Source organism: Geobacter pickeringii (assembly GCF_000817955.1).
Lineage (GTDB): Bacteria > Desulfobacterota > Desulfuromonadia > Geobacterales > Geobacteraceae > Geobacter > Geobacter pickeringii.
The window spans coordinates 2407287-2430891 of sequence record NZ_CP009788.1 but is presented as its reverse complement, the minus strand read 5'-3'; the positions used below and the strand labels follow the sequence as shown (position 1 = coordinate 2430891).

Here is a 23605-nt window from a genome sequence, read left to right as displayed (position 1 = left end):
ATGGGACTCGATCGTGCGTGATGCTGGCGGGGCAAATTCCTTGACATGTTTATGGGTAAGAGAGTATTTGACTTTATTAATTATTTGATTTGATGATTGCTGGAGGAGTTGGATGACTCCTTGTTCTGATATTTTCTTTATGAAGAAAGCCGCCTGCATCGGATTGTTCCGGTAGGGCGGCTTTCTTTTTGAGAGAAAGTTTATGACTTATTCTGTTGCAAGTTCGAGTTAAGATAGGTTCACTTTTTGGTTTCTGTCGAATGGCAGTTGAATTCAGAGGAGGAGATGTTCAGTGGAAGGAAATCATGGCTCTGTTTTTGTCGCACGATATCGGCGGCAGGACGGCACACCGCAAACCCTTTTAGAGCATCTTGAGGGGACTTCCGTCCTTGCATCTCTGTTTGCCGGTAAAATCGGCTTACCTGCGTTGGGTGCATTAATGGGTCTCCTGCATGATTTTGGAAAGTACTCCAAGGACTTCCAAACATATATCAAATCCTCGGCAGGAAAGATCGAACCGGACGATGACGACTATGTCGACTCTCAGGACAAGAAGGGCAAGATCGATCATTCCTCGGCAGGGGCTCAGTATCTGCGAAAGCATGGGAGGAACACTCAATTTTGGCAGATAGCCGCTGACATGATGTCACTCTGCATTGTGTCGCACCATTCCGGCCTTATTGACTGCCTTGCGCCGGACGGCACCGATGTGTTCAACAAACGGATGCAAAAGCCGGATGAAAAGACTCATTATGGTTGTGTGGCAAAAAATCTGGAAGAAAATGTGTGGAGCAGTGTTCAGAAATTGTTGACTTCGCCTCAAATCGAGGAAGAACTGCGGTGTCGGCTTGAGCTGCTCAGACATGGAGTTCCATCGCCGGAAGTGGGCCAATTCATGCTGGGCTTTCTGGTTCGTTTTCTCTTCAGCACGCTGATTGATGCGGATCGTCTGAATTCTGCCGAGCGTAAGCCGCCCACTAAACAGCCTTGGCAGCCGCTGATCGATCTGCTCGAAACCCATCTTTCAGGGTTTACGGCGAAAAACCGGATTGACGAGGTGAGGGCCGACATTTCCAGATCGTGCCTGAAGTTTGCAGCGAGGGAAAAGGGGCTTTTTCAGTTAACTGTTCCGACCGGCGGCGGCAAGACCCTTGCCAGTCTCCGTTTCGGCCTCCATCATGCGGCCAAGCACCAGATGGATCGCATCATCTACGTGGTTCCCTATACTTCGATCATCGATCAGAATGCCCGTGTCGCCCGGTCAGTTTTCGCCCCCCTTGAGGAGGGCTGTAAACAGGTCGTGCTTGAACATCACTCCAATCTCACCCCTGAACAGGACACCGACGAGAGCAAGCTTCTGGCCGAGAACTGGGATGCACCCATCATCTACACCACTGCCGTGCAATTTCTGGAAACCCTTTTTGCCGCCGGCACCCGTGGGGTGCGGCGGCTCCATCAGCTTGCCAATGCCGTCATCATCTTTGACGAAATTCAGACCATACCGATTCGCACCGTTCACCTTTTCAACAATGCCATCAACTTTCTGGTCGGCCAATGTGGTTCAACAGCCATGTTCTGTACGGCAACGCAGCCGCTTCTGGACAGGGTTGAGCATAAGAAGGGGGCGGCTCGGCTTTCCGATAATCCGCAAATCATGCGCGATGTTGGAGGACTTTTCAGGGATCTGCATCGCACCAAAATTGAAAACCGATGCAAAGACGAGGGCTGGACGGAAGACGAAGTGGCGGAAACCGCGTTGGAGGAGCTTGACGCATCGGGCAGCGTGCTAATCATTGTCAACAAGAAGGCTCAGGCGCGGGAGCTCTATCGACGCCTCCAGGGCAGAACGGAGCATGTCCACCACCTGAGCACGAGTATGTGCCCCGCTCACCGGACAGCGGTTCTCGATAAAGTTAAAGTCTGCCTCGACCCGCAGAATCCTTCACCGGTCATCTGCATCAGCACCCAACTGATCGAGGCCGGTGTGGATGTGGATTTCGGCACGGTAATCCGCTACCTGTCCGGAATCGACTCCATTGCCCAGGCAGCCGGGCGTTGCAACCGTAACGGTTTGCGGGAAACCGGCAGGGTCTTGATCGTCAATGCGGCAAACGAGGGACTGGACAGACTTCCTGAAATCAGATTGGCACAGGATGTCACGAAACGTGTTTTGCGCGAATTCGAGCATGATCCTGCAGCCTTTGACTATGATTTGCAAAGCCCGAAGGCGATGGAGTGTTTCTATCACTACTACTTTTTCCAACGAGCCCATGAAATGGCTTTCCCGGTGTCCGGCAGGGACATCAAGGATATAGCGCGGAATGATGATTTGTTGAACCTGCTTTCAATCAATAATGATTCCGTCCAGATTTACCTCAACGAGCGGAAGCAGGCACCCCCCCTCTTTCTGCGCCAATCGTTCATGAGTGCAGCTAGGGCATTCAAGGCCATTGACTCCCCCACCGAGGGGGTGATCGTGCCGTATGCCGAAGGAGAGAAAATAATCGCCAAGTTATTGTGCGCCGGATATGAGGAGAAGGGGCGTTTGCTCAAAGAGGCGCAACGATATTCAGTCAACCTGTTTCCGCACGAGATGAAGAAACTGAAAGATGAAAAACGTCGCTTGTATGAGGTCTGGAAGGGGAGCGGTGTCTATTATCTCGACGAGCGCCATTACAGCGAGCAGTTCGGGGTAAGTACAGAGGAGGTGGCTGATATGAAGGTACTTATCGTGTCAGGAGGTGACAATGAGGAGCCGTATTGACTTCAAGGTAACGGGGCGCTTTGCGCTGTTTACCGATCCGTTGACCAAAATCGGCGGAGAGAAATGTTCGTATCACATCCCCACCTATGAGGCGCTCAAAGGGATTGCCAAATCTATCTACTGGAAGCCGACTTTCGTCTGGGTCATCGACAAGGTCCGGGTCATGCGGCGTATCCGCACCCAGTCAAAGAGTATGAAGCCGTTGGTCTTCCATGGTATCTACCCGAGCGAAAAAGACCCTGCCAAGAAACAGGAACCGTTTAATACCCTGGCAATCTACACCTACCTGGCTGACGTGGAGTATCAGGTGCAGGCACATTTCGAATGGAACCCCTATCGTAATGACCTGGCAGATGATCGCGACCCCGACAAACATTGGCATGTAGCCAAAAGGATGGTGGAAAAGGGTGGGCGCCAGGACGTCTTTCTCGGCACGCGAGAATGCCAGGGATATGTGGAGCCGTGTGCTTTCGGTGAAGGAAAAGGAGAATATGACGGTTGCGGCGAACTGGCATACGGCCTCATGTTTCACGGTTTCGACTATCCGGATGAAACCGGAACCAGGGAGTTGCATAGCCGCTTCTGGCGACCGGTCATGAAAGATGGTGTTGTCTTGTTTCCTGAACCGAAAGAATTCCTGCAACAAAGCAGTGACAAGGCACGCGAGTTCGTGCGGGAGATGATCCCCAATCCGCCCAGTTCAAATGGGTTGCGAGAGGAGGGACTGTTAGATGAGCTGGATTGAGAAGTTGTATCAGACCTATGAGAACAATACCGACGCTATCGGCAGTCGAAGCGATTCAGTGCCGCTTCTGCCTATTTGTCACACTACCCAGAATGCTCATATATCCATCAGCATAGATGCGGATGGGAATTTCCTCAGAGCTACCGTACTTCCTAAATTGGGAGCACGAACCATTATTCCGGCGACTGAAGACTCGGCTGGAAGAACCAGCGGAACGACTCCGCACCCCCTGTGTGACAAGCTGCAGTATGTTGCGGCAGATTATGGTGAATACGGTGGGGAGAAAGATCCATGCTTTGATAACTACATAGAACTTTTGAAAAAATGGATCGCAATGGACAATCTGCAGTGGAAGCTGAAGGCTGTTGCGACCTATGTGGAGAAGCGAAAGGTCATAGCTGACCTTGTTAAGGCATCTGCACTTTATGCTGAGGATGATTCAAGGTTGATTGATGAATGGACGAGTGAAAATGCTGCACCTGAAATATTCAGGTTGCTTCCGGGTGGTTATGACAATAAAGGGAAAAAGAAACCTTGGCAGGCTGATGCCTTTGTGCGGTGGTCGGTGGAAACTCCCGGTGATCCGCAACCGGAGGTTTGGCTTGATCAAGGACTATGGCGATCATGGGAAAACTACTACGGAAGCCTCAAAAGCACCAAGTCTCTCTGCTTCGTAACAGGGGCTGAAATCCCGCTGGCGGATCAGCATCCCGCGAAAATTCGGAATGATGGAGACAAGGCCAAGCTTATCTCTTCCAATGATCTCTCCGGTTATACTTTCCGTGGCCGGTTCACATCCGCTGATGAAGCCTGTGGTGTTGGTTTCCAGGTCACCCAGAAAGCTCACAGTGCGTTGCGTTGGCTGATTGCTCGCCAGGGAAGACGTGACGGTGAGCAGGCTGTGGTTGCCTGGGCCGTGTCCGGCGCGGACGTCCCCGATCCGCAGGCTGACACGTTCTCATTTCTGTTCGGAGGAGAGCAGACAGCGCCACCGAAGGTTGGATACACCGCCCAGGAAATCGGGGCTGCTTTGTCGAAGCGAATTGCAGGGTATACGGCGAAGTTGAAATCGACCGATGATGTTGTCGTTATCGGCCTTGATTCGGCTACGCCGGGACGCATGGCGATCAGTTATTACCGGGAGTTGACCGGGTCGGAGTTCCTTGAACGCATTGAGTCGTGGCATACGGGGTGTTGCTGGCAACAGTATTTCGGTAAGGATCGAATCTTCTTTGGCGCCCCTGCGCCTCGTGACATAGCCGAAGTTGCCTATGGGAGACGGATAGACGAAAAGCTGAGGAAGGCAACGATCGAGCGTCTCCTTCCCTGTATCGTCGATGGTGCGCTGATACCTCGTGATCTCGTCGAGTCTTGTATCAGAAGAGCCAGTAACAGAAACGGCATCGAATACTGGGAATGGGAAAAGGCCCTGGGAATAGCATGTGCGTTGTTCAGATATCACCATAAGGAAAGGAGTTATCCAATGGCATTGGATCGAGAACTGAGAAGCAGGGATTATCTTTACGGTCGTCTGCTCGCTCTGGCTGAGCGCCTGGAGGAGCGGGCGCTCTACGTGGGGGGTGAGAAACGCTCAACAAGTGCAGAAAAGCTGATGCAGCGTTTTGCTGATCGTCCTTACTCCACATGGCGTGTATTGGAAACCGGCTTGACGCCCTACAAGGTCAGATTGAATGGAAAGCGTCATGGCTTTCTCAATGCTGTTCAACAGGAAATCGATGCTGTTTGCGACCTCTTTGAGAGGGATGATTTTTCCTCCGACAAGCGGTTGAGCGGTGAATTCCTGTTGGGCTATCACTGTCAGCGGGCTGCATTGAGGCCTGTTGCCGGACCGGACGCAACCGATAAATCCGAAGATTCAGATAACTGAAAAACACACCCCATAAAGGAGAATACACATGAGTCTGTCCAGGAAAATCGATTTTGCGGTTGTTTTCAAGGTCGTCAATGCAAACCCGAATGGTGATCCCCTCAACGGCAACCGTCCCCGCACTATCTATGAGGGTAATGGCGAGGTTTCCGATGTCTGCATCAAGCGCAAGATTCGTAATCGGCTGATGGAGGCCGGGAAACCGATCTTTGTTCAGTCCGATGACAGCAAGAACGACAAGCATCCTAGCCTGAAATCACGGGCTGATGAAATCCTCGCGGGCATCAAGGCCCCAGAGGAAATTGCCAAAAAAGCGTGCGAAACCTGGTTCGACGTTCGGGCTTTCGGGCAGCTTTTCGCTTTCAAGGCAACGGGCGGCAAGAAGGCAAAGGGGGAGGATGGCGGAGATGATAAGGGTGTCTCCATCGGCATTCGTGGACCGGTCAGTGTGCAGTCGGCATTCAGTGTGTCGCCGGTGAGCTTGACCAGTACCCAGATAACCAAGAGTGTCAGCAGTGAAGGGGACGGAACAAAGCGCGGTTCCGATACTATGGGCATGAAGCACCGTGTTGATCGTGGTATCTACACCTTTTACGGCAGCATGAATCCGCAACTGGCCGTCAAGACCGGATTCAGTGACGATGATGCTGCGGCAATCAAGGCGGTTCTGCCTCAGTTGTTCGAAAACGATGCTTCTTCTGCCCGTCCCGAGGGGAGCATGGAGGTTCTGAAGGTTGTTTGGTGGGAGCACAATTGTGCGAGTGGTCAGTGTTCTTCCGCCAAGGTTCATAGGAGTTTGAATGTTGTGGACACTGATGATTTGAATGCGTTGATTACGTTCAACGAACTGAATGTGCCGGTACCTGAAATAATTGAGGGGGTTTGAGGTAGGTGTAGGGGCAATTCATGAATTGCCCCTACGCATCATCGACATACCAACCAATAACCAGGGCGAACACGAGGTTCGCCCCTACGGATGACGAATTGAATGACCTATAATCCCGATATTCACCATCGCCGTTCCATCCGCCTGCGGGAATATGATTATTCCTCGGGCGGTGTGTATTTCGTGACGATGTGTGTCCAAGGGCGTGAATGCCTGTTCGGCGGGGTGGTCGATGGGGTCATGCAGTTGAACGAGGCGGGGCGGATGGTGGAGGGAACATGGCACGGGTTGGCGGAACGGTTTCCCAACATGACGACGGACGAATTCATCGTCATGCCGAACCATGTTCACGGGATCATGGTGGTTCAAGAGAATGAAATTGGCGGTGGTGTAGGGGCAATTCATGAATTGCCCCTACAGGTGGCTCGTCGAAATATGGTGATCCCGAAAATAATCGGCTATTTCAAGATGAATACCGCTAAACAGATCAACATAATGCGCGGCAGGGCAGGCATTCCCGTATGGCAGCGCAATTATTACGAACGGGTTATCCGAGATGAAAGGGAATTTACCAGCATCCGGGAATACATCCGTTGCAATCCCCTGAAATGGGCCGATGACGAAGAAAACCCAGACCTGTAGGGGCAATTCACGAATTGCCCTAATGATGACACAACGATTGGGCAATTCATGAAGGATTGTTATGAACGAACCCACCGACCCCGTCATGATCTCCGCCCTGGAGCACTACAGCTACTGCCCCCGCCAGTGCGCCCTCATCCACGTGGAGCAGGTGTGGGGCGAAAACCTCTACACCATGCGTGGCCGCGACGTGCATGAAAACGTGGATGCGGAGTCGTCCCATGACGTGGCGGGCATCCGTTATGAACGCGCGCTTCCCCTCTGGTCGAAACGGCTGAACCTCGTCGGCAAGGCCGATCTGGTGGAGTTTCACGGTGAGACGCCCTATCCGGTGGAATACAAGTCGGGCAGGCACCGGGCCGGCCACCATGAGGCCTTGCAACTCTGCGCCCAGGCCATCTGCCTCGAAGAGATGTTCGGGGTGTCGGTGGAGAAAGGAGCGCTCTTCTGGCACGGCTCGCGGGAGCGGCGGGAAGTTGTTTTTACCGCCGCAATGCGGGGACACGTGGAAAAAGCGGCCGAAAGTGTCCAGGCACTGCTGACGCAAGCCAGCATCCCGCCGCCGGTGAACGACAAACGCTGCACCCATTGCTCACTGAAGGAATCATGCCTTCCTGCCGTCGTTGCCGAGAAGGACAGAAACCGCAGGGCGGCGCGGGAATTGTTTGCAATCTGAAGGAGGTATGGATGGAAACGAAGCTGGTGGTTTTCCAGAGCAAGGAGATCCGTAGAACACTTCATAATGGTGAATGGTGGTTTTCGGTGGTGGATGTCTGTGGCGCATTAACGGACAGTCCAGATGCCGGAGCGTACTGGCGAAAGTTGAAACAGCGACTTAACGAGGAGGGAAGTGAAGTCGTGACATTTTGTCACGGGTTGAAGCTCCCCGCTCCAGACGGGAAGCTCAGGACAACCGATTGTGCCAATACCGAAGGCATGTTCCGCATCATCCAGTCCATCCCATCCCCCAAGGCCGAGCCCTTCAAACGCTGGCTGGCAAAGGTTGGCTACGAGCGGGTCCAGGAGATCGAAGACCCCGAGCTTGCCACGAAACGCACCCGCGAGTTGTACAAGGCCAAGGGATACTCCGACGCCTGGATCGAGAAGCGGATGCGCGGTATCGCCATTCGGGCGGAATTGACGGAGGAATGGAAGAATAGAGGGGTTAAAGATGAGCCCGAGTACGCCATCCTGACCGCCGAAATCTCCAAGGCAGCCTTCGGCATGACCCCGGGCGAGTACAAGCAGTTCAAGGGACTGGAGCGGGAAAACCTGCGCGACCACATGACCGATCTGGAACTGATCTTCTCGATGCTGGGCGAGGCGGCCACGACGGAGATCGCGCGGAAGCAGGACTCTCAAGGCTTTCCCGAAAACAAGGTGGCGGCCCACAAGGGGGGGAGGATTGCCGGCGAAGCGCGGGAGAAGCTGGAGGTGGAGACCGGCGAGCGGGTGGTGACGCCGGAAAATTTCCTGGTGGAACCGGAGAGCCGGAAGCGGCTGAAAGGGAAAAAACCATGAAACAGATCCTCAACACCCTCTACGTCATGACTCAGGGGGCCTACGTCTGCCTCGATCACGAAACCGTCAAGGTCGAGGTGAAGGGCGAACTCCAGATGCAGGTGCCGCTTCACCACCTGGGGGCCATAGTCACCATGGGAAACGTCATGATGAGCCCCTTCATCATGGCCCGCTGCGCCGAGGACGGCCGGGCCGTGGTGATTCTCGACCGCAACGGCAAGTTCAAGTGCCGCGTCGTCGGCAAGACCAGCGGCAACGTGCTTCTGCGCCAGACCCAGTACGAGGCGTTAAGGGACGGGGAGCGCTGTGCGTCAATCGCCCGAAACATGGTGGCCGGGAAGGTGAAGAACGCCCGTCAGATCCTCCTTCGCGGGGCGCGGGAGACGGACGTCACCGAGGAGGTCGCGGCGCTGCGCGGGGCAGCCGATACGCTGGCCGATGCGCTCTTCCACCTCAAGGACGCGACGGACATCGACCACGTCCGCGGTCTGGAAGGGGAGGCGGCCAACGCCTATTTCCACGTCTTCGACCGGATGGTAAAGGAAGAGGATCGCCCGGCGTTCAGGATGAACGGCCGCAACCGACGGCCGCCGCTCGATCCGATGAACGCGCTTCTCTCTTTCCTCTACACGCTGTTGCTTAACGACTGCATTAGTGCCGTGGAAGGGGTGGGGCTCGATTCCCAGATGGGCTTCCTCCATGTGCTGCGACCGGGGCGGCCGTCGCTGGGGCTCGACCTCATGGAGGAATTCCGTGCGGTGCTGGCGGACCGGCTGGCGCTTACCCTCATAAACCGAAAGCAGATCACGGAAAAGCATTTCGAGGTGCGACCCGGTGGGGCGACGTTCCTGGATGACGCGGGGAGGAAAGAGGTCATCATGGCCTACCAGAAGCGGAAACAGGATGAATTTCACCACCCGGTCCTCGACCAGAAAGTCCCCTTCGGACTCCTGCCCCACGTGCAGGCGCGGCTGCTGGCCCGGCATCTGCGGGGCGATCTGGAACAGTACACACCGGTGCTCTATTCCTAGGGGGATCGTATGTGGATTATCGTTGCCTACGATGTGAACACCGAAACCAAAGCCGGAAGAAGAAGGCTTCGGCGGGTGGCTCAGGTCTGCAAGAACTTTGGCCAGCGGGTGCAGAAGTCGGTGTTCGAGTGCCAGGTAAGCGAAATGAAGTTTGAGGAGTTGCGGCGTAAGCTCTTGAAAGAGATCAAGAGAGAAGAAGATAACCTGCGTCTGTATCGTTTGACCGAGCCGAGGGATGACCACGTGGAAACCTATGGGCTTACCCGGACGATATTCTTCGACGATGAACCGCTTATCGTCTGATCCGCGAACCTGGTGCCCACGAGCAAAACCGGGAGGATTCGCAGTGGAGAGAACCGTTGGATATTACGCAGATATTGAAAGGAGCGTGTGGAGCTTCCATGCCCTGCTCAGGCATGTCATGACAGGTTCGCGAAATTATGAGGGTAACCTGTCGAAACTGTTGACCCGATGAGGGTGACGGTAGCGCCTGCCCTTCGGGGCGGGCGAGGATTGAAACATCATCTGGCAGGAGTCCCGCTTATGATTATCGGGTAGCGCCTGCCCTTCGGGGCGGGCGAGGATTGAAACATACAGCCTCCTTTAGACAACGTATATTTTATAAGTAGCGCCTGCCCTTCGGGGCGGGCGAGGATTGAAACCGAGAGATTAAGCAGCCTGCTTCATCTTCTGCGGCGTAGCGCCTGCCCTTCGGGGCGGGCGAGGATTGAAACATCCTGGAGTCCGACGCCGGTCAGGCCGCGTGCGTAGCGCCTGCCCTTCGGGGCGGGCGAGGATTGAAACTGCCAGATTGGATCACGCATCCCTGAGTTGTCCCGTAGCGCCTGCCCTTCGGGGCGGGCGAGGATTGAAACTATGAAGGAGAGGAACGTTTCGCCCTGGGCGCGGGTAGCGCCTGCCCTTCGGGGCGGGCGAGGATTGAAACAGCCTGCGACGGTCGGCTCCGAGGGGAGCCCAGGTAGCGCCTGCCCTTCGGGGCGGGCGAGGATTGAAACAAGCTGTTGCACGATTTCCCGCCGCCGCTCCCGACCAGTAGCGCCTGCCCTTCGGGGCGGGCGAGGATTGAAACACGTAAATCTCGCGGCGGTCGAAGTCGATATCCGTAGCGCCTGCCCTTCGGGGCGGGCGAGGATTGAAACAGACCGCCATAGAGCAGATCATCGAAGAGCAGGGGTAGCGCCTGCCCTTCGGGGCGGGCGAGGATTGAAACTCGCCAACGTTGGCGGTTTTTCCCTGGGCTATCGTAGCGCCTGCCCTTCGGGGCGGGCGAGGATTGAAACTGGATGGATTCGCCCATCTGGTAAAAATCTAAGGTAGCGCCTGCCCTTCGGGGCGGGCGAGGATTGAAACCACCCCATCCCGGCGGCATCGAAGGAGGTCCTTTGTAGCGCCTGCCCTTCGGGGCGGGCGAGGATTGAAACCACGATCAGGAGCGGCAGAGTGATGGTTGCCGCCCGTAGCGCCTGCCCTTCGGGGCGGGCGAGGATTGAAACCGGTGCGATCTGTTGCGAACGTGCCGCCGCGATGGTAGCGCCTGCCCTTCGGGGCGGGCGAGGATTGAAACTGTCGGAAACCTTTATGGCAGCGATGTAGCCGATGTAGCGCCTGCCCTTCGGGGCGGGCGAGGATTGAAACTCATTGAACTCGCCAATAATGAACCGATTATCCGGGTAGCGCCTGCCCTTCGGGGCGGGCGAGGATTGAAACTTAGCCATAGGAACCTCACTCGATGGAATACTCGTAGCGCCTGCCCTTCGGGGCGGGCGAGGATTGAAACGAGGAGGGGAAGATTGAGGTGTACCGGCTGCGGGTAGCGCCTGCCCTTCGGGGCGGGCGAGGATTGAAACACGAATCACGGGTGAAGGGGGTTGTGGCGTTGGCCGAGGTAGCGCCTGCCCTTCGGGGCGGGCGAGGATTGAAACCAAAAAGAGGGGGTGGTTTCCCACCCCCCATCACAGGTAGCGCCTGCCCTTCGGGGCGGGCGAGGATTGAAACCAAAAAGAGGGGGTGGTTTCCCACCCCCCATCACAGGTAGCGCCTGCCCTTCGGGGCGGGCGAGGATTGAAACGATTAGGGCGGAACATCCTACGGGAGATAAGGTCACGTAGCGCCTGCCCTTCGGGGCGGGCGAGGATTGAAACATATTTATACGTGGTAGACTCTACAGGAACTCCAGTAGCGCCTGCCCTTCGGGGCGGGCGAGGATTGAAACTGCATTGTGGATGACCCACTTAATCCAAAAAAAGCGTAGCGCCTGCCCTTCGGGGCGGGCGAGGATTGAAACGCCTCGGTCCCCGAAACAGGGGGCCGGATTGCCGTAGCGCCTGCCCTTCGGGGCGGGCGAGGATTGAAACTTCTCCTTTTTTGCTTCGTGCAGGAACATTACGACGTAGCGCCTGCCCTTCGGGGCGGGCGAGGATTGAAACTCCAGAATCAGCATCAGAAGCGCCAGATAGGCGTTGTAGCGCCTGCCCTTCGGGGCGGGCGAGGATTGAAACTTGGCTGCCGACGAAAACGCCGCCGCTGCCGAACGTAGCGCCTGCCCTTCGGGGCGGGCGAGGATTGAAACGCCTATGACACCCCGGATGATCTGGAACCGCTGTAGCGCCTGCCCTTCGGGGCGGGCGAGGATTGAATCCTGCGGTTGCGCCGATGGCGGCGCTACTTGAGCAGAATGCCTGCGATGCAGACGAGTGTCGCGGTGAGAGCAAAGGCGAGGATGGAGACGATGGCGAAGATTCTTTCGGTCATAGCGATATTCTCATGCGAGTTTTCTTTCTTTATCGTCATGGGAGGAGAGAACTTGAGGGGCTTCTTGCGTAAAAACGGACTATTTTGGTTGTAAGGGAGAGGGATGATGGACGTACTTGAAGCAATCCATACCCGCCGCAGCGTGCGGCAGTTCACGGCGGAGCCGGTGTCGCGCGAGGAGGTGAAAGAGATCCTTCGCGCCGGCGCCAGCGCACCGTCGGGACTCAATAACCAGCCGTGGCGGTTTGCCGTCGTGCGGGGCGATGAAGTGCGCCGGGCCTTGGCGGGGCTGACGAAGTACCGGCACATCGTGGAGGGGGCGCCGGTCTGTATCGCGGTCTTCTGCGACCGCGACGTCATGTACAACGATACCAAGGATCACCAGGCCATCGGCGCCTGCCTGCAGAACATGCTCCTGGCGGCCCATGGGCTGGGGCTCGGTGCGGTCTGGCTGGGGGAGATCCTGAAGAGTGCCGATGCGGTGCGGGAGTTGCTGGGTGTGCCGGTTGCGCTGGAGCTCATGGCGGTGGTTGCCGTCGGACGCCCTGCGGGGCGGGCGGGGCGAACGGACCGGAAAGGGCTTGCCGACCTGGTGGTGAAGGAGCTCTGAACCGCGGCGCCGGGCGGTGCTCAGTCGCCCGGCTTGTCGAGTCCGTGGCGTGACATCTTGTAGCGCAGGGTACCGCGGGGAATCTTGAGGAGCTGGGCCGTCTGGAGGACGTTGTTGCCGGTCGTTGCCAGGGCGGCGGCGATGAGCTGGCGCTCGTAGCGGTCGGTGGCCGCTTCGAGCCCCAGTTGGAGATCGGCGAGGGCCGTTTCGGGCGTCGCCGCCTGCGGTGCGGCGGGGGGGCTGATCTCGCGGGGAAGGTGCCCGGGGATGAGTCGCGGACCGTCGTGCATGATGCAGGTCCGCTCGATGACGTTCTTGAGCTCGCGCACGTTGCCGGGCCACGGGTACTCCTCCAGGAGCGCCAGCGCCTCCGGCGAGACCTCCTGGAACGAGCGCGAAAAGGCCCGGCTGTAACGGTCGAGATAGTATTTCACCAGCACGGGGATGTCTTCCCGCCGCTCGCGCAGCGCCGGGATATGGACCGGAAAGACGTTCAGGCGGTAGAAGAGATCTTCGCGGAAGGTCCCTTCCCTGATCCCGTCGCGCAGATTCCGGTTGGTGGCGGCGACGACCCGCACGTCGATCTCGATGTTCCGCGTTCCCCCCACCCGGCGGATTCGGCGGTCCTCCAGGACCCGCAGCAGCTTTGCCTGGATGGAGATCTCCATTTCTCCCACCTCGTCGAGAAAGATGGTCCCCTTGTCAGCCGCCTCGAAGAGCCCCTGTTTCCGCTGGCTGGCGTCGGTGAAGGCCCCCTTCTCGTGGCCGAAGAGCTCGCTTTCCAGGAGATGCACCGGCATGGAGGCGCAGTTGATCTCGATGAACGGCCCCTCGCGCCGCTCGGAGAGGTGGTGGATGGTCCGCGCCACGAGCTCCTTGCCGGTCCCCGATTCTCCGGTGATGAGGACCGTGGAGACGGGTGAGCGGGCCACCTCCTTGACCTGGCGGATGATCTCCTTCAGCCCCGCCCCCGCGCCGACCATCGGCACGTTCTCGAAGAGGGTCAGGTCCCCCTTGCGGAGGGTGCGGACCTCGCGCCGCAGGGTCTGGGTCTGGAGCGCCAGCTTGACGATGAGCCGCAGGGCATCGGCCTTGAACGGCTTCTTCATGTAGTGGAAGGCGCCGAGCTTGAGGGCGTCGACAGCACTCTCCACCGAACCGAAGCCGGTGATGATGATCACCAGCAGCTCCGGATCGATCCGCTTCAGTTCCTTCAGCACCTCCAGCCCGTCCTCGGTGCCGAGGTTCAGGTCGAGGAGCACCAGATCCACGTCCTCCTCCGAGACGAGCTCCCGGGCCTCTGCCCCCGCGGCCGCCGCCAGTACCTGGTATCCTTCCTCCCCGAGAATCCGCTCCACGTTCTCGCGGATGAACGCCTCGTCGTCGATGATCAGGATTCGCTCCATTCCCTACCTCTCCGCTCCCGTCCCGAAGCGCTCCTCCATCATGGCTGCGAAGGCCCGTGCGGCGGGAGAAAGCTCGCGTCCTGAGCGCCCGGCCAGATAGAAGGGGCGGGAGATGGTAAGTTTTCTGACCGAAATCGCCGCCAGATCCCTCCGCCCAATTTCCCGCCGCACCGAGATTTCGGAAAGGAACGCTAGGCCGAGCCCGCTGGCCACGGCGTGCTTGACCGCCTCGGTGCTGCCGAGAGATGCCCTGACCCGGAGGGTTTCGGGAGGAATCCCCGCGGCTCTCAGGGCGTCGTCGACGGCGCGCCCCGTCCCCGATCCCTTTTCACGCATGATGAACGTCTGCTGCGCAAGCTCGGCCGGAGCAACGGTTCCCCCCGTCACCAGGGGGTGGTCCGGGGGGGCCACCAGCCTGATTTCGTCCCGGCCGAAGGGGGTAAAGGTTATTCCTTCCTCGTCGAAGCGGCTCCCCACGACGCCGATTTCGATCTCTTCCCGCAGGAGCCGGTCGACGATCTCCCGACTGTCCCCCTGGACGAGGGTGAGGAATACCCCCGGGTGGCGGCTGAAGAAGTGGGGGAGCGCCTCCGGGATCAGGTAGTCGCCCGGGATGGTGCTCCCCCCCACCCTGAGCACCGCCTCCTCCACCCCCCGGAAACGGCGCATGGTGCGCTCGATCTCCCGGGTGTCCGATACCACGCGCCGGGCATGCTCAAGCAGCAGTTTCCCCCCCTCGGTGGGGAGTGCCCCCCGGCTCGTCCGGTCGAGAAGCTTCACGCCGAGCTCGTTCTCCAGGGCGGCAATGTGCTGGCTCACGGTGGATTGGGTGATGAAGGTCGCCTCGGCGCCGCGGGAGAAACTGCCGCTCTCGGCCACCGCCAGAAAGACTTCCAGTTGCTTGAGGTTCATGGGATCCTCTGGTTATCGTAATTAACGATATGTCTGATTTGGATTATGAAAATTATCAATTTGACCTTGCTCTGTCAAATGCTTAATAATCCATCCGTTTGACCTGTCAGATCAAGGAGAGAATATGAGACGCATACTGATTGCCGTGACGCTGGTTTCGCTCGTGGCCGTATCCACCGCCGCCTGGGCCAGGAGCCGCGCCGGCATCGTGACCGTAGAGGTGGACATCACGTCCCAGGGGCAGGGAAAGGAGGCGCGGCTCTGGCTTCCCTATCCGGTCTCCGACGCCAGCCAGTCCATCACCGGCGTGAAGGTGTCGGGCGATTATGCCGAGTCCGCCGTCTACACCGACCGGGAGAATCGCACCCCCATCCTCTATGCCCGCTGGCCGGATACCGCCACGAGCCGCAGGCTGACCTTCTCCTTTGGCGCCGAGCGGGAAGAGGTGATCCGGCGCGATTTCCCGAAAAAGGAAGGGGCGTGGGATCCCGCGGATTACCGCCAGTACCTCTCCGCCACGGGCCTCGGTCCCGTTGACGGCGAGGTGAAGGAGCTGGCCGACAAGATCACCAAGGGAAAAACGACGGTATTGGGGAAGGCGAAGGCCATCTACGACTGGACCTGCGAGAACATGTACCGCGACCCGGAGACCATCGGCTGCGGCAGGGGAGATGTCTGTTACCTCCTCCAGAAGCCGGGGGGCAAATGCACCGACATCTCCTCGGTCTTCGTGGCGCTCTGCCGGGCCGCCGGCGTGCCGGCGCGGGAGATCTTCGGCCTCCGCCTCGGCAAGAAAGAGACCGAAGATATCACCACGTGGCAGCACTGCTGGGCCGAGTTCTTCCTCCCCGGCTATGGATGGGTACCGGTGGACCCTGCCGACGTGCGCAAGGCGATGCTGGTGGAGAAGCTGAAGCTGGAGGATGCCCGGACGAAGGAGCTGCGCGATTACTTCTGGGGAGGGATCGACCCGTACCGGATCAGGATCGCCGTGGGGCGTGACGTGGTCCTCAACCCGCCCCAGGCGGGCAAACCGCTTAATACCTTCGGCTATCCCTACGCCGAGGTCGGCGGAAAGGCTCTCGACTTCTATGATCCGAAGAGCTTCCGTTACACGATCAGGTACAAAGAAAAAGCTGATGAGTAATCCGGAGGCGGTGGACCGCCTCCGCATCGAAGGAGACCGGGAAGAGGGGGCCATACAGGCCCCCTTTTCCGTTGGGGAAAGGTTATTACTTAAGGGAGTCCGCGATGGAATTGATTTCTTCAGGGGAGAGCGTGACATGGAACCCCATCCCCCCCACGTTGTTGTCGATGGCGGACCGGATCATCTCGGTAGTCGCACCTTTCAGGTTGGCCATCTTGCCGTGGCAGCTGGCGCAATTGCTGGTGTAGTAAAGGGATGCGCCGTCCACATGCCCCGATCTCATGGCAACCGTTCGGGTCCCCCTGGTGCCTTGTCCTGCCTGGAGAAGCGGGGTCGCCTCGTTCGTTGTGGCTCTGGCGGTTGACGCCGTGCTGCCAAGGGCGGCCCTGTTTCCGAATGTCGTGCCGGTCGCCATGGCCAGCAGCAGCGTGAGAATTCCGTTTGATGCTATTGTTCTGAATTTCATCTTTTCCTCCTTGAATTCGAGAATTCAGTCTATTGGTTGTTGAAAAGTCCTCGTTGCGGTCCAACGGCGATCAGTCTCCCGATTCACCTCCTCTCCCGGGGGGGGGGTCCCGATACCATTCGCAACAAAAAAAACCGGGCTGCCCCCCTATCTCAATGGTGATAGTTCGGCAACCCGGCTGTCTGCGTGAGACCCGTGGGCTTTCCGCCCCATCCTCGCGGATGGTTTAGTAGTATCGCTATCCGTCCGCCCGGACGGCTCCGTGGCCGCGGGACGGGATGGCTGTATGGTTGTTCGACGGCTGCGCGAAAAGAAAAAGCCGGGCTGCCGCACTATCGGTATTGATAGTTCGGCAACCCGGCTGTCTGCGTGAGACCCTGTGGGCTTTCCGCCCCATCCTCGCGGATGGTTTAGTAGTATCGCTATCACGAACGGATGTTCTGATGAATGTGATGCGTTTTTGTATCAGAAGTGTAATGGGAAGTCAATTTTTTTCGCGCCAGGAACCGACTGCGCCCCGAAACTCACTTTTTCAGGCTCGCTCCCTGGGCGACGATGGTGCCAGCCCGCTACCGCGACGGGAATGCCGAAGAGAGGTGGATATCGAAGCTCTGACCGCCACGTGAGAAGCGGACGCGGCGTTCGCCGATCTCGACAATGCGCGCTCCGGCAACGGACGCCCCCTCCGCCATGAGGGAGCCGTTCACCACCGCCCGGCGCAGGTTCCGCTCCTCCTGCCAGGCGATGCCGGAAACCGTTATGCCCGCGGCCGACTGCTCGCCCGGCGACGGCTCTTCGGTGGAGGAGCCCTGCGCCGTTTGCGGCAGGGGAGGGGCCACCTGCCGGGTGGGAGGCGTCGGTTTCGTTGTGGCGGCTGCCGGCGCCGGTTCCGCCGGTGCGATCTGCGGCGCCGGTGCTGTCGGCTGCGGGGACACAGAGGGAATCGGGGCTGCCGCCGAAGGAAGGGGAGGGGAGGCTGTGATGCCGGCTGGCTCCGGGGATGAAGTTGGTTTCTTCCCGTTCAGGAGAAATCCGGCTCCCACACCCACTGTCAGAACCGCGATCCCGGCCGCGACGAGAAACGGGGTGATGGACCTTTTGACGGGTGCGGTGCCGCGATGATCGAGGAGATCGGGGCGGATGTCGATGGAGCCGCCGCTACGGGCTCTCCGTTCCTGTTCCATCTTGCGCAGGGCATCAAGTATCAGGCTCACTGGTTACGCTCCTCGTTCCTATCGATCCGGGACGGCTTTTCTCCGGAACCATCCCGCCCGCTTCCGGGCACCGCGTGCTCTCCCTCCGGCGCCAGCCCCGGGGGGAAGAACCCCCCTGCCCGACGGTAGAGGAGTAGCAGGGTCTTCTCCCCCGCCCGCCCGTCGGCCTCGAGTCCCTCCGCCTGCTGAAACGCCCTGATCGCCTCCCGGGTCTTCTCGTCGTAGGTGCCGGTGGCCGTCCCGCCGTAAAATCCCGCCCCTCTCAGCAGCTCCTGCAGCGGCTTGACTCCCTTGCCGCCGCTCCCCGACTTCATCCGCGACGGGATTCCGTGAAAGTTCTTCCAGACGAGGAGGGCGCGTCCGGACCAGAACGATGCCAGCTCCGCCGTAGTTACGGTCGAGCGGCCGGCGACGGCCGGCGCGACGGTGAGTCGCCCGTTGCCGAGGGAGGTGAGGGCCAGCAGTCTCGTTCCGCCGGCGGGGAGGGGGATCTGGAGCAGCGCCGGGGCGTTGAGGCGGGCGAGGGCGTCGAGCGGCGCCGCGATTTCGGTGATCGTGAGTCCCCGTTGCCGGGCGACGGCGCGGAGGTCGGGACCCGTGACGGCGCCAAGGGGAGAGGTCTGCCATTTCCGCAGGATGGCATCGACCGCCATGCGCCGGTTGTCCTGCTCGGAAGTGGCGGCGAGCGCGGCCATGGCGGCGTTGCGGGTCAACGGCGCCGTCTCTCCGGCCGCCGCGCGCGGTCGTTCCTCCCTGGAGGCGCTGGCAGAGGGGGCGCCCGTCCCCCTCCCCGACAGTGCCACCATCCCGGCGGCGCCTGCCGCCACGGTAAGGAGCATGGCCGCGATGACGGCCCGCCACGGTGCGGTCGGCGGCCGGCGCCCCTCGCTGCGGACGTCGGCAATGGCGGCTGTTGCCATCGATGCGGATACCTCACGGGCCTCCCGCGTGTAGGCCAGGAGGAGCGACCGGTCGCAGGCGGCGTTGATGAGGCGGGGAAGCCCGCCGGAGAAGCGGAAGATCCGCTTCGTCGCGGCGGCGGAAAAGCTCACCGGCTCCCTGCCGCCGGCGGCGATCCTGATCCGGTGGCGAATGTACTGCCGGGTTTCGTCGAACCCCATCGGCTCCAGGTGGTAGCGGACCGTGATCCGCTGATCGAGCTGGCGAAGTTCCTCCCGGGCGAGGAGCCGCCTCAGTTCGGGTTGTCCCACGAGCACGATCTGGACCAGCTTCGCCCGCTCGGTCTCCAGGTTGGAGATGAGGCGGATCTGTTCGAGGACCTCCGGCTCCAGGTTCTGCGCCTCGTCGATGACGAGGACCACCGTGCGGCCGGCGCGGTTTTCGTCGAGGAGGTAGCGGTCGAGCTCTCCGATCAGTTCCCCTTTCCCTGTGCCGGAGCATGGCAGGCCGAATTCGTGGTTGATCGCCTGAAGGAGTCCGATGGGGGAGAGCGTCGGGTTGAAAATCAGGGCGGTCCGGTGGGTTTCCGGATCGAGCTGGTTCAGAAAGGTCCGGATGACGGTGGTCTTGCCGGTCCCCACCTCGCCGGAGAGCTCGATGAAGCCGACGCGATTCTCGATGCCGTAGAGGAGGTGGGCGAACGCCTCCTGGTGGTGGCTGCTGAGAAACAGGAAGGCGGGATTCGGGGTGAGGGCGAAGGGGGGCTCGCCGAAACCGAAATGTTCACGGTACATGGGGTTTCCTCTCTATCCCTGCACCGGCAGGTGGATGGTAAAGGTGGTTCCGTGGCCGCTTTCGCTCGCCACGGTGATTCTGCCGTGGTGCTCCTCCACGATCCGCTGGGTGATGGAGAGCCCGAGGCCGGTTCCCGCCCCCTTGCGGGTGAAGAACGGCTCGAAGATCTGCGGCAGGTCGGCCTCGGCGATGCCGGGGCCGTTGTCGTTGACCGCGATGGTGGCGAAGCCGTTGCCGGTGCCGGTCGTCACGGTGATCGTCCCGCCTGCGGGCATCGCTTCGAGGGCGTTTTTCACCAGGTTCAGCAGTGCCTGCTTGATCTTCTCGATGTCGAAGGGGAACGGGGGGACCTCCGCCGGGGTGAAGGCAAGAGCGACCTGCCGCCGTTCGCATTCGCGCCGCAACAGCAGCAGCGTGTCTTGCAGCACCCGGTTCAGGTCCCCTTCGCGGAACGTCGTCTTGGGAGGGGTGGAAAAGTTGAGGAGCGCCGCGATGAGCCGTTCCACCCGCTCGATCTCCTGGAGCGCCTTTCCCATCATCGCCTGGCTTTCCGGATCGAGGCCCGCCCGGTCGTGGAGGTCGTCGAGCAGGAGCGAGACGCCGGTCAGGGGGTTGCGCACCTCGTGGGCGATGCCGGCGGCGAGCTTGCCGAGGGAAGCGAGGCGGTCGAGGCGGGTCATCTCCTCGCGGAATCGCTCCTTCTCCGTCTCGTCCCGGATGGTGACGGTGATTCCGCCGTCGGACGCGGCGTGGATCGGGAAGAAGCCGACCTCGAAATGGCGCTCCCGGCCGCCATGGTCGACGATGAGCGGCTCGCGGCCATACCCCTTGCCGCCGGCCAGCACGGCGGCCACCCGCTCCGGCATGTCCCCCCATCCCCGGAGGATCTCGCCGCAGGGGGCGCCGACCCGCGCCGATGCCCCGAGGAGCTGCCTCCCGGTACCGTTGATGGAGGTGAGATTGCCATCGGGGGAGAGGGTGATGATGGCGCTCGAAATGCTCTCCAGGACACTCTCCTTGAAGTTGCGCTCCTCGATGATCTCCCGGCGGGAGGCCTGCAGCTCGTCGAGGGTCTTGAGGAGGTTCCCCTTCCGCTCATCGAGCTCCTCCGCCATCCGGTTGAAGGTCTCGGCCAGTTCCCCCACCTCGTCCCGGGCGGTGATCTCCACCCGTTCGGCGCTGTCGCCGGCGGCAAGACGGCGGGCCCGTTCGGTGAGCAGCGCCAGCGGGCGGGTCACGCCGCGGGAGAGGAGCCACGCGCAGAGCACCACCATGATGCTGGTGGCGGCCACGATGAGGGCGGAGAGCCGCAGATGCTCCCGAAGCTGCTGGTTGATGAGCGCCGAGCCGGCCCGGGCGGTTTCGTGGAACTGATCCACCTGAAAACCGATGGTTACCCCCCCGAAGATGCCGTGGGCCCGGTAATCGCCCGTGTCGTAGATGATGGGGGCGAACGCCATGATCTTCTTTGCTCCCCCCACGTTGGCGATGTCCACGTGCCCCGACTTCCGCTCACGGATCAGCTGGGCCACCCGGGGGTAGTTGGGGTGGATGAAGCCGGCATGGTCGAGGTTATACGGCGTGCGCCCCCGTTCCACATCCGCCGCGGGGGTCTGGACGGCGTAGGGGGGGACGGGGCGTCCCTGGCGATCGACCCCCCGGATGTCCCAGTACTTCGGGTGGGTGATGATCCACCCCTCGTCGTCGAAGATGAAGGCGTAATTGCCGCTTTTGTAGGAGGGGAAGACCACCGATGAATTGCTGCCGGGGCTGATGTGCTGGGTGAACTCCATCAGGTGGCGATGGTCGAGGGAGAGCACCGCGATGCCGTCGAATTCGCCCCGGCGGTCGAAGAGGGGGGTGGCGAAGCGGATCACGCCCCGGTATTCCTTCCCTCCGGCGGCCGACTCCGGATCGGGGGCGCCGGCCAGTTGCTCCTCCTTGGAGACGTGGAAGCCGGTCAGGTGCGAGACGTAGATTTCTCCCTTCTTCAGCTCGCGGGTCCGGCGGAAGTAATCTTCACTCAGGAATTCGGTGCCGGCGGGGGTCGAGACATCGCGCAGGGCCTCCTTCGGGACGATGGTGCCGCCGCTGATGACGAAGGCCTCCCGTCCCCGGCGGTCGACGATCGCCAGGGAGCTGTAGCGGGGGATGAATTCGTGCAGCTCCCGGGGCGTTGCCGACGTTCCGTCGCGGCGCCAGATCTCCCCCCGGCGGCTTTCGTAGAAGGAGGTGAGGATGTTGGCAGTGCGGGGGAGGGTGCTGACCAGCTGGAGGTCCGTCTCGCACTCTTCGAGAAAATTGGCGATGCTCTCGGCCACCTGCTCGGCCCGCAGCTGGAGGCTCTCCGATGCCTGCCGGTCGGCGGAAGCGGCGATCCGGGCGGCGAGCTCCTCCTGAACGGTCCCCAGGTTGAGGGCCAGGATGAGGGATGAGGCGAGGAGCGGCACCAGCGAGAGGACCAGAAGGGCGACGAGGGTCTTCTGAAAGAGCGACAGGTTCTTCACTTCCGTCCTCCCGCCATCCGGACCGCTTCGGGGCAGCGCCGAAGCCACGCCATGAAGAGGGGGCCGGCAACGGCGCCCGCTCCGGCGGTGGCGAAGGCGATGCCCCAGTCGCCGGAAACGCCGGGAACGGGCTCCCAGCCGCGGCAGAGATCCAAAGCCCAGCCAAAGACCGTGGGGGAGATCATGGCGAGGGAGTAGCCGACCAGGGACTGGAGCCCCATGGCCGCCCCGAGGTAGGCCGGGGCCACGAGCTCGGTGAGCCCGGTGGAGAAGACCGGCGATTCGGCCACGATCAGGTAGCCATAGGCGAGTCCGATCACCACCGCCGCCGCGGGCGACGCGTTCACGAGCCAGCCGAAGGTGAACGAGATGAGGCCGCTGGCGGTCATGACAAGGCTGATCGTCCGGGTCCGGCCGAGGCGGTCGGAGAGGGTTCCGGTGAGGGGGGACGCCACGGCGCCGACCCCGATGATGACGGCGGCTGCGGTGGAGGCCCAGCCGGTTGCGGTCCCCCGGGGAGTCCCGTGCCCCACGAGGAGGGCGACGAAGAAGGGGGCGAGCCAGCTCCGCATCCCGTACATCTCCCACATGTGGGCGCCGTAGGCGAGGATCATCAGGAAGGCGGGCTTGTTCCGCACGATTTCCTTCTGGAAACTCTGGTCCGGGCGTCCATGGACCGGGGGACGGTAGCCGCGGAAGACGGCGAGGGAGAGGAGCGTTCCGGCGTAGACTCCCCCGCTGCAGGCGACGAATGCCGTCCGCCAGGTGGCGACCGAGGCGATGGCGCCGGTTACCGCCAGGGAGAGGGAGGCGCCGAGGACGAGGGACCCCACGTAGATGCCGACGGCCCGCCCCCGCTTGGAGGGCTCGAACCGCTCGGCCACCAGCTTGAGGCCGGGCATGTAGGTCCCCCCCATGCCGATGCCGGTCAGGGCCCGTAGCACCAGGGCCGAGAGATAGTCATGGGCGAAAAGGGCGAAGAGGAGATTGGCGGTCCCCGACCAGAGGGCCGAGGCGATGAAGATGTTGCGGGTGTTGAGGCGGTCGGTGAGGGCCGAGAGGATGACTCCCGATGCGATATAGCCGAGCTGGTAGACCGAGAAGACCGACCCGGCCATGGTGTTGTTCATTCCCCACTCGGCCTTGAGCAGCGGCAGCACGGCCGAGTAGTTGATGAAGACGAGCATGATGAAGAGCTGGGCCGTACAGAGAAGCAGCAGCCAGCGGGTCTTCTCGGTCATGGGTCTCCCTTGGGGTGCGGGTGGCGGGTTGCGCTTCGGCGCGACGCCTTTCATGAGTCGTCAAAGTATAGCGGTTATCGTGTCGGGGGACAACGGATTTGCGGTCCTTAAATGAGAGAGGGCCCCGTCGAAACGGAGCCCTCTGAGGTAAGTAGCCG

At 60.5% G+C, this 23605-nt stretch carries 18 protein-coding genes, 1 CRISPR repeat array and 2 riboswitches; of the genes, 11 read left to right on the top strand and 7 right to left on the bottom strand.

Annotated elements, in window-relative coordinates; all coding sequences use genetic code 11:
• Window positions 1–292: 292 nt before the first annotated feature.
• The 10 genes from GPICK_RS10905 to GPICK_RS10860 all read left to right on the top strand — a co-directional run bounded on the left by GPICK_RS10905 (window position 293) and on the right by GPICK_RS10860 (window position 12859).
• Window positions 293–2764, top strand: a complete 2472-nt coding sequence (locus tag GPICK_RS10905) for a CRISPR-associated helicase/endonuclease Cas3 (protein WP_052263409.1) — start codon at window positions 293–295, stop codon at window positions 2762–2764.
• A complete protein-coding gene (cas5c, locus tag GPICK_RS10900; protein ID WP_039743144.1) occupies window positions 2748–3509 on the top strand; it encodes a type I-C CRISPR-associated protein Cas5c in 762 nt (253 codons plus the stop codon). Before GPICK_RS10905 ends, cas5c begins: the two co-directional genes overlap by 17 nt.
• Window positions 3496–5397, top strand: coding sequence for a type I-C CRISPR-associated protein Cas8c/Csd1 (gene cas8c / locus GPICK_RS10895; RefSeq protein ID WP_039743141.1), 1902 nt, complete (start codon window positions 3496–3498; stop codon window positions 5395–5397). Before cas5c ends, cas8c begins: the two co-directional genes overlap by 14 nt.
• A gap of 28 nt (window positions 5398–5425) precedes the next feature.
• Window positions 5426–6283, top strand: a complete 858-nt coding sequence (gene cas7c / locus GPICK_RS10890) for a type I-C CRISPR-associated protein Cas7/Csd2 (protein ID WP_039743138.1) — start codon at window positions 5426–5428, stop codon at window positions 6281–6283.
• 102 nt (window positions 6284–6385) lie between these two features.
• Window positions 6386–6925, top strand: coding sequence for a transposase (locus GPICK_RS10885; RefSeq protein ID WP_039743136.1), 540 nt, complete (start codon window positions 6386–6388; stop codon window positions 6923–6925).
• A 61-nt stretch (window positions 6926–6986) separates the two neighbouring features.
• A complete protein-coding gene (gene cas4, locus GPICK_RS10880) occupies window positions 6987–7601 on the top strand; it encodes a CRISPR-associated protein Cas4 (protein ID WP_039743134.1) in 615 nt (204 codons plus the stop codon).
• Complete coding sequence (locus GPICK_RS10875; RefSeq protein WP_330217048.1) at window positions 7532–8446, top strand: Bro-N domain-containing protein; 915 nt, start codon at window positions 7532–7534, stop codon at window positions 8444–8446. Before cas4 ends, GPICK_RS10875 begins: the two co-directional genes overlap by 70 nt.
• The gene (gene cas1c / locus GPICK_RS10870) at window positions 8443–9477 is read left to right on the top strand and encodes a type I-C CRISPR-associated endonuclease Cas1c (protein ID WP_039743128.1); all 1035 of its coding nucleotides are present in this window, start codon (window positions 8443–8445) and stop codon (window positions 9475–9477) included. The genes GPICK_RS10875 and cas1c overlap by 4 nt, the downstream gene beginning before the upstream one ends.
• 9 nt (window positions 9478–9486) lie before the next feature.
• The gene (gene cas2 / locus GPICK_RS10865; RefSeq protein WP_039743124.1) at window positions 9487–9780 is read left to right on the top strand and encodes a CRISPR-associated endonuclease Cas2; all 294 of its coding nucleotides are present in this window, start codon (window positions 9487–9489) and stop codon (window positions 9778–9780) included.
• A 180-nt stretch (window positions 9781–9960) separates the two neighbouring features.
• A CRISPR array of direct repeats spans window positions 9961–12136; the repeat unit is 37 nt; unit sequence GTAGCGCCTGCCCTTCGGGGCGGGCGAGGATTGAAAC.
• A 219-nt stretch (window positions 12137–12355) separates the two neighbouring features.
• Window positions 12356–12859 carry a nitroreductase family protein gene (locus tag GPICK_RS10860; protein WP_039743121.1) on the top strand — a complete coding sequence of 168 codons (504 nt, stop codon included), beginning with the start codon at window positions 12356–12358 and terminating at the stop codon, window positions 12857–12859.
• Between the two features lie 20 nt (window positions 12860–12879).
• Here GPICK_RS10860 and GPICK_RS10855 read toward each other — a convergent pair whose 3' ends face one another.
• Window positions 12880–14265, bottom strand: coding sequence for a sigma-54-dependent transcriptional regulator (locus GPICK_RS10855; protein ID WP_039743118.1), 1386 nt, complete (start codon window positions 14263–14265; stop codon window positions 12880–12882).
• Between the two features lie 3 nt (window positions 14266–14268).
• Window positions 14269–15177: a selenium metabolism-associated LysR family transcriptional regulator gene (locus tag GPICK_RS10850; RefSeq protein WP_039743115.1), complete on the bottom strand. Its 909-nt coding sequence runs from the start codon at window positions 15175–15177 to the stop codon at window positions 14269–14271.
• Window positions 15178–15301: 124 nt separating this feature from the next.
• Between GPICK_RS10850 and GPICK_RS10845 the strand changes: the two genes are divergently transcribed.
• A complete protein-coding gene (locus GPICK_RS10845) occupies window positions 15302–16324 on the top strand; it encodes a transglutaminase-like domain-containing protein (RefSeq protein ID WP_039743112.1) in 1023 nt (340 codons plus the stop codon).
• An 85-nt stretch (window positions 16325–16409) separates the two neighbouring features.
• Here GPICK_RS10845 and GPICK_RS10840 read toward each other — a convergent pair whose 3' ends face one another.
• From GPICK_RS10840 to GPICK_RS10820, 5 genes are all read right to left on the bottom strand, one after another.
• Window positions 16410–16790, bottom strand: a complete 381-nt coding sequence (locus GPICK_RS10840; RefSeq protein WP_039743109.1) for a c-type cytochrome — start codon at window positions 16788–16790, stop codon at window positions 16410–16412.
• Between the two features lie 165 nt (window positions 16791–16955).
• Window positions 16956–17031: riboswitch (cyclic di-GMP riboswitch) on the bottom strand.
• Between the two features lie 107 nt (window positions 17032–17138).
• Window positions 17139–17215: riboswitch (cyclic di-GMP riboswitch) on the bottom strand.
• Between the two features lie 144 nt (window positions 17216–17359).
• On the bottom strand, window positions 17360–18004 hold the full coding sequence (locus GPICK_RS10835; RefSeq protein ID WP_039743106.1) for a hypothetical protein: 645 nt from the start codon (window positions 18002–18004) through the stop codon (window positions 17360–17362).
• A complete protein-coding gene (locus tag GPICK_RS10830) occupies window positions 18001–19698 on the bottom strand; it encodes an AAA family ATPase (RefSeq protein WP_039743103.1) in 1698 nt (565 codons plus the stop codon). The genes GPICK_RS10835 and GPICK_RS10830 overlap by 4 nt, the downstream gene beginning before the upstream one ends.
• A gap of 12 nt (window positions 19699–19710) precedes the next feature.
• Window positions 19711–22206, bottom strand: coding sequence for a PAS domain-containing sensor histidine kinase (locus GPICK_RS10825; RefSeq protein ID WP_039743100.1), 2496 nt, complete (start codon window positions 22204–22206; stop codon window positions 19711–19713).
• Window positions 22203–23447, bottom strand: coding sequence for an MFS transporter (locus tag GPICK_RS10820; RefSeq protein WP_039743098.1), 1245 nt, complete (start codon window positions 23445–23447; stop codon window positions 22203–22205). The genes GPICK_RS10825 and GPICK_RS10820 overlap by 4 nt, the downstream gene beginning before the upstream one ends.
• Between the last annotated feature and the right edge of the window lie 158 nt (window positions 23448–23605).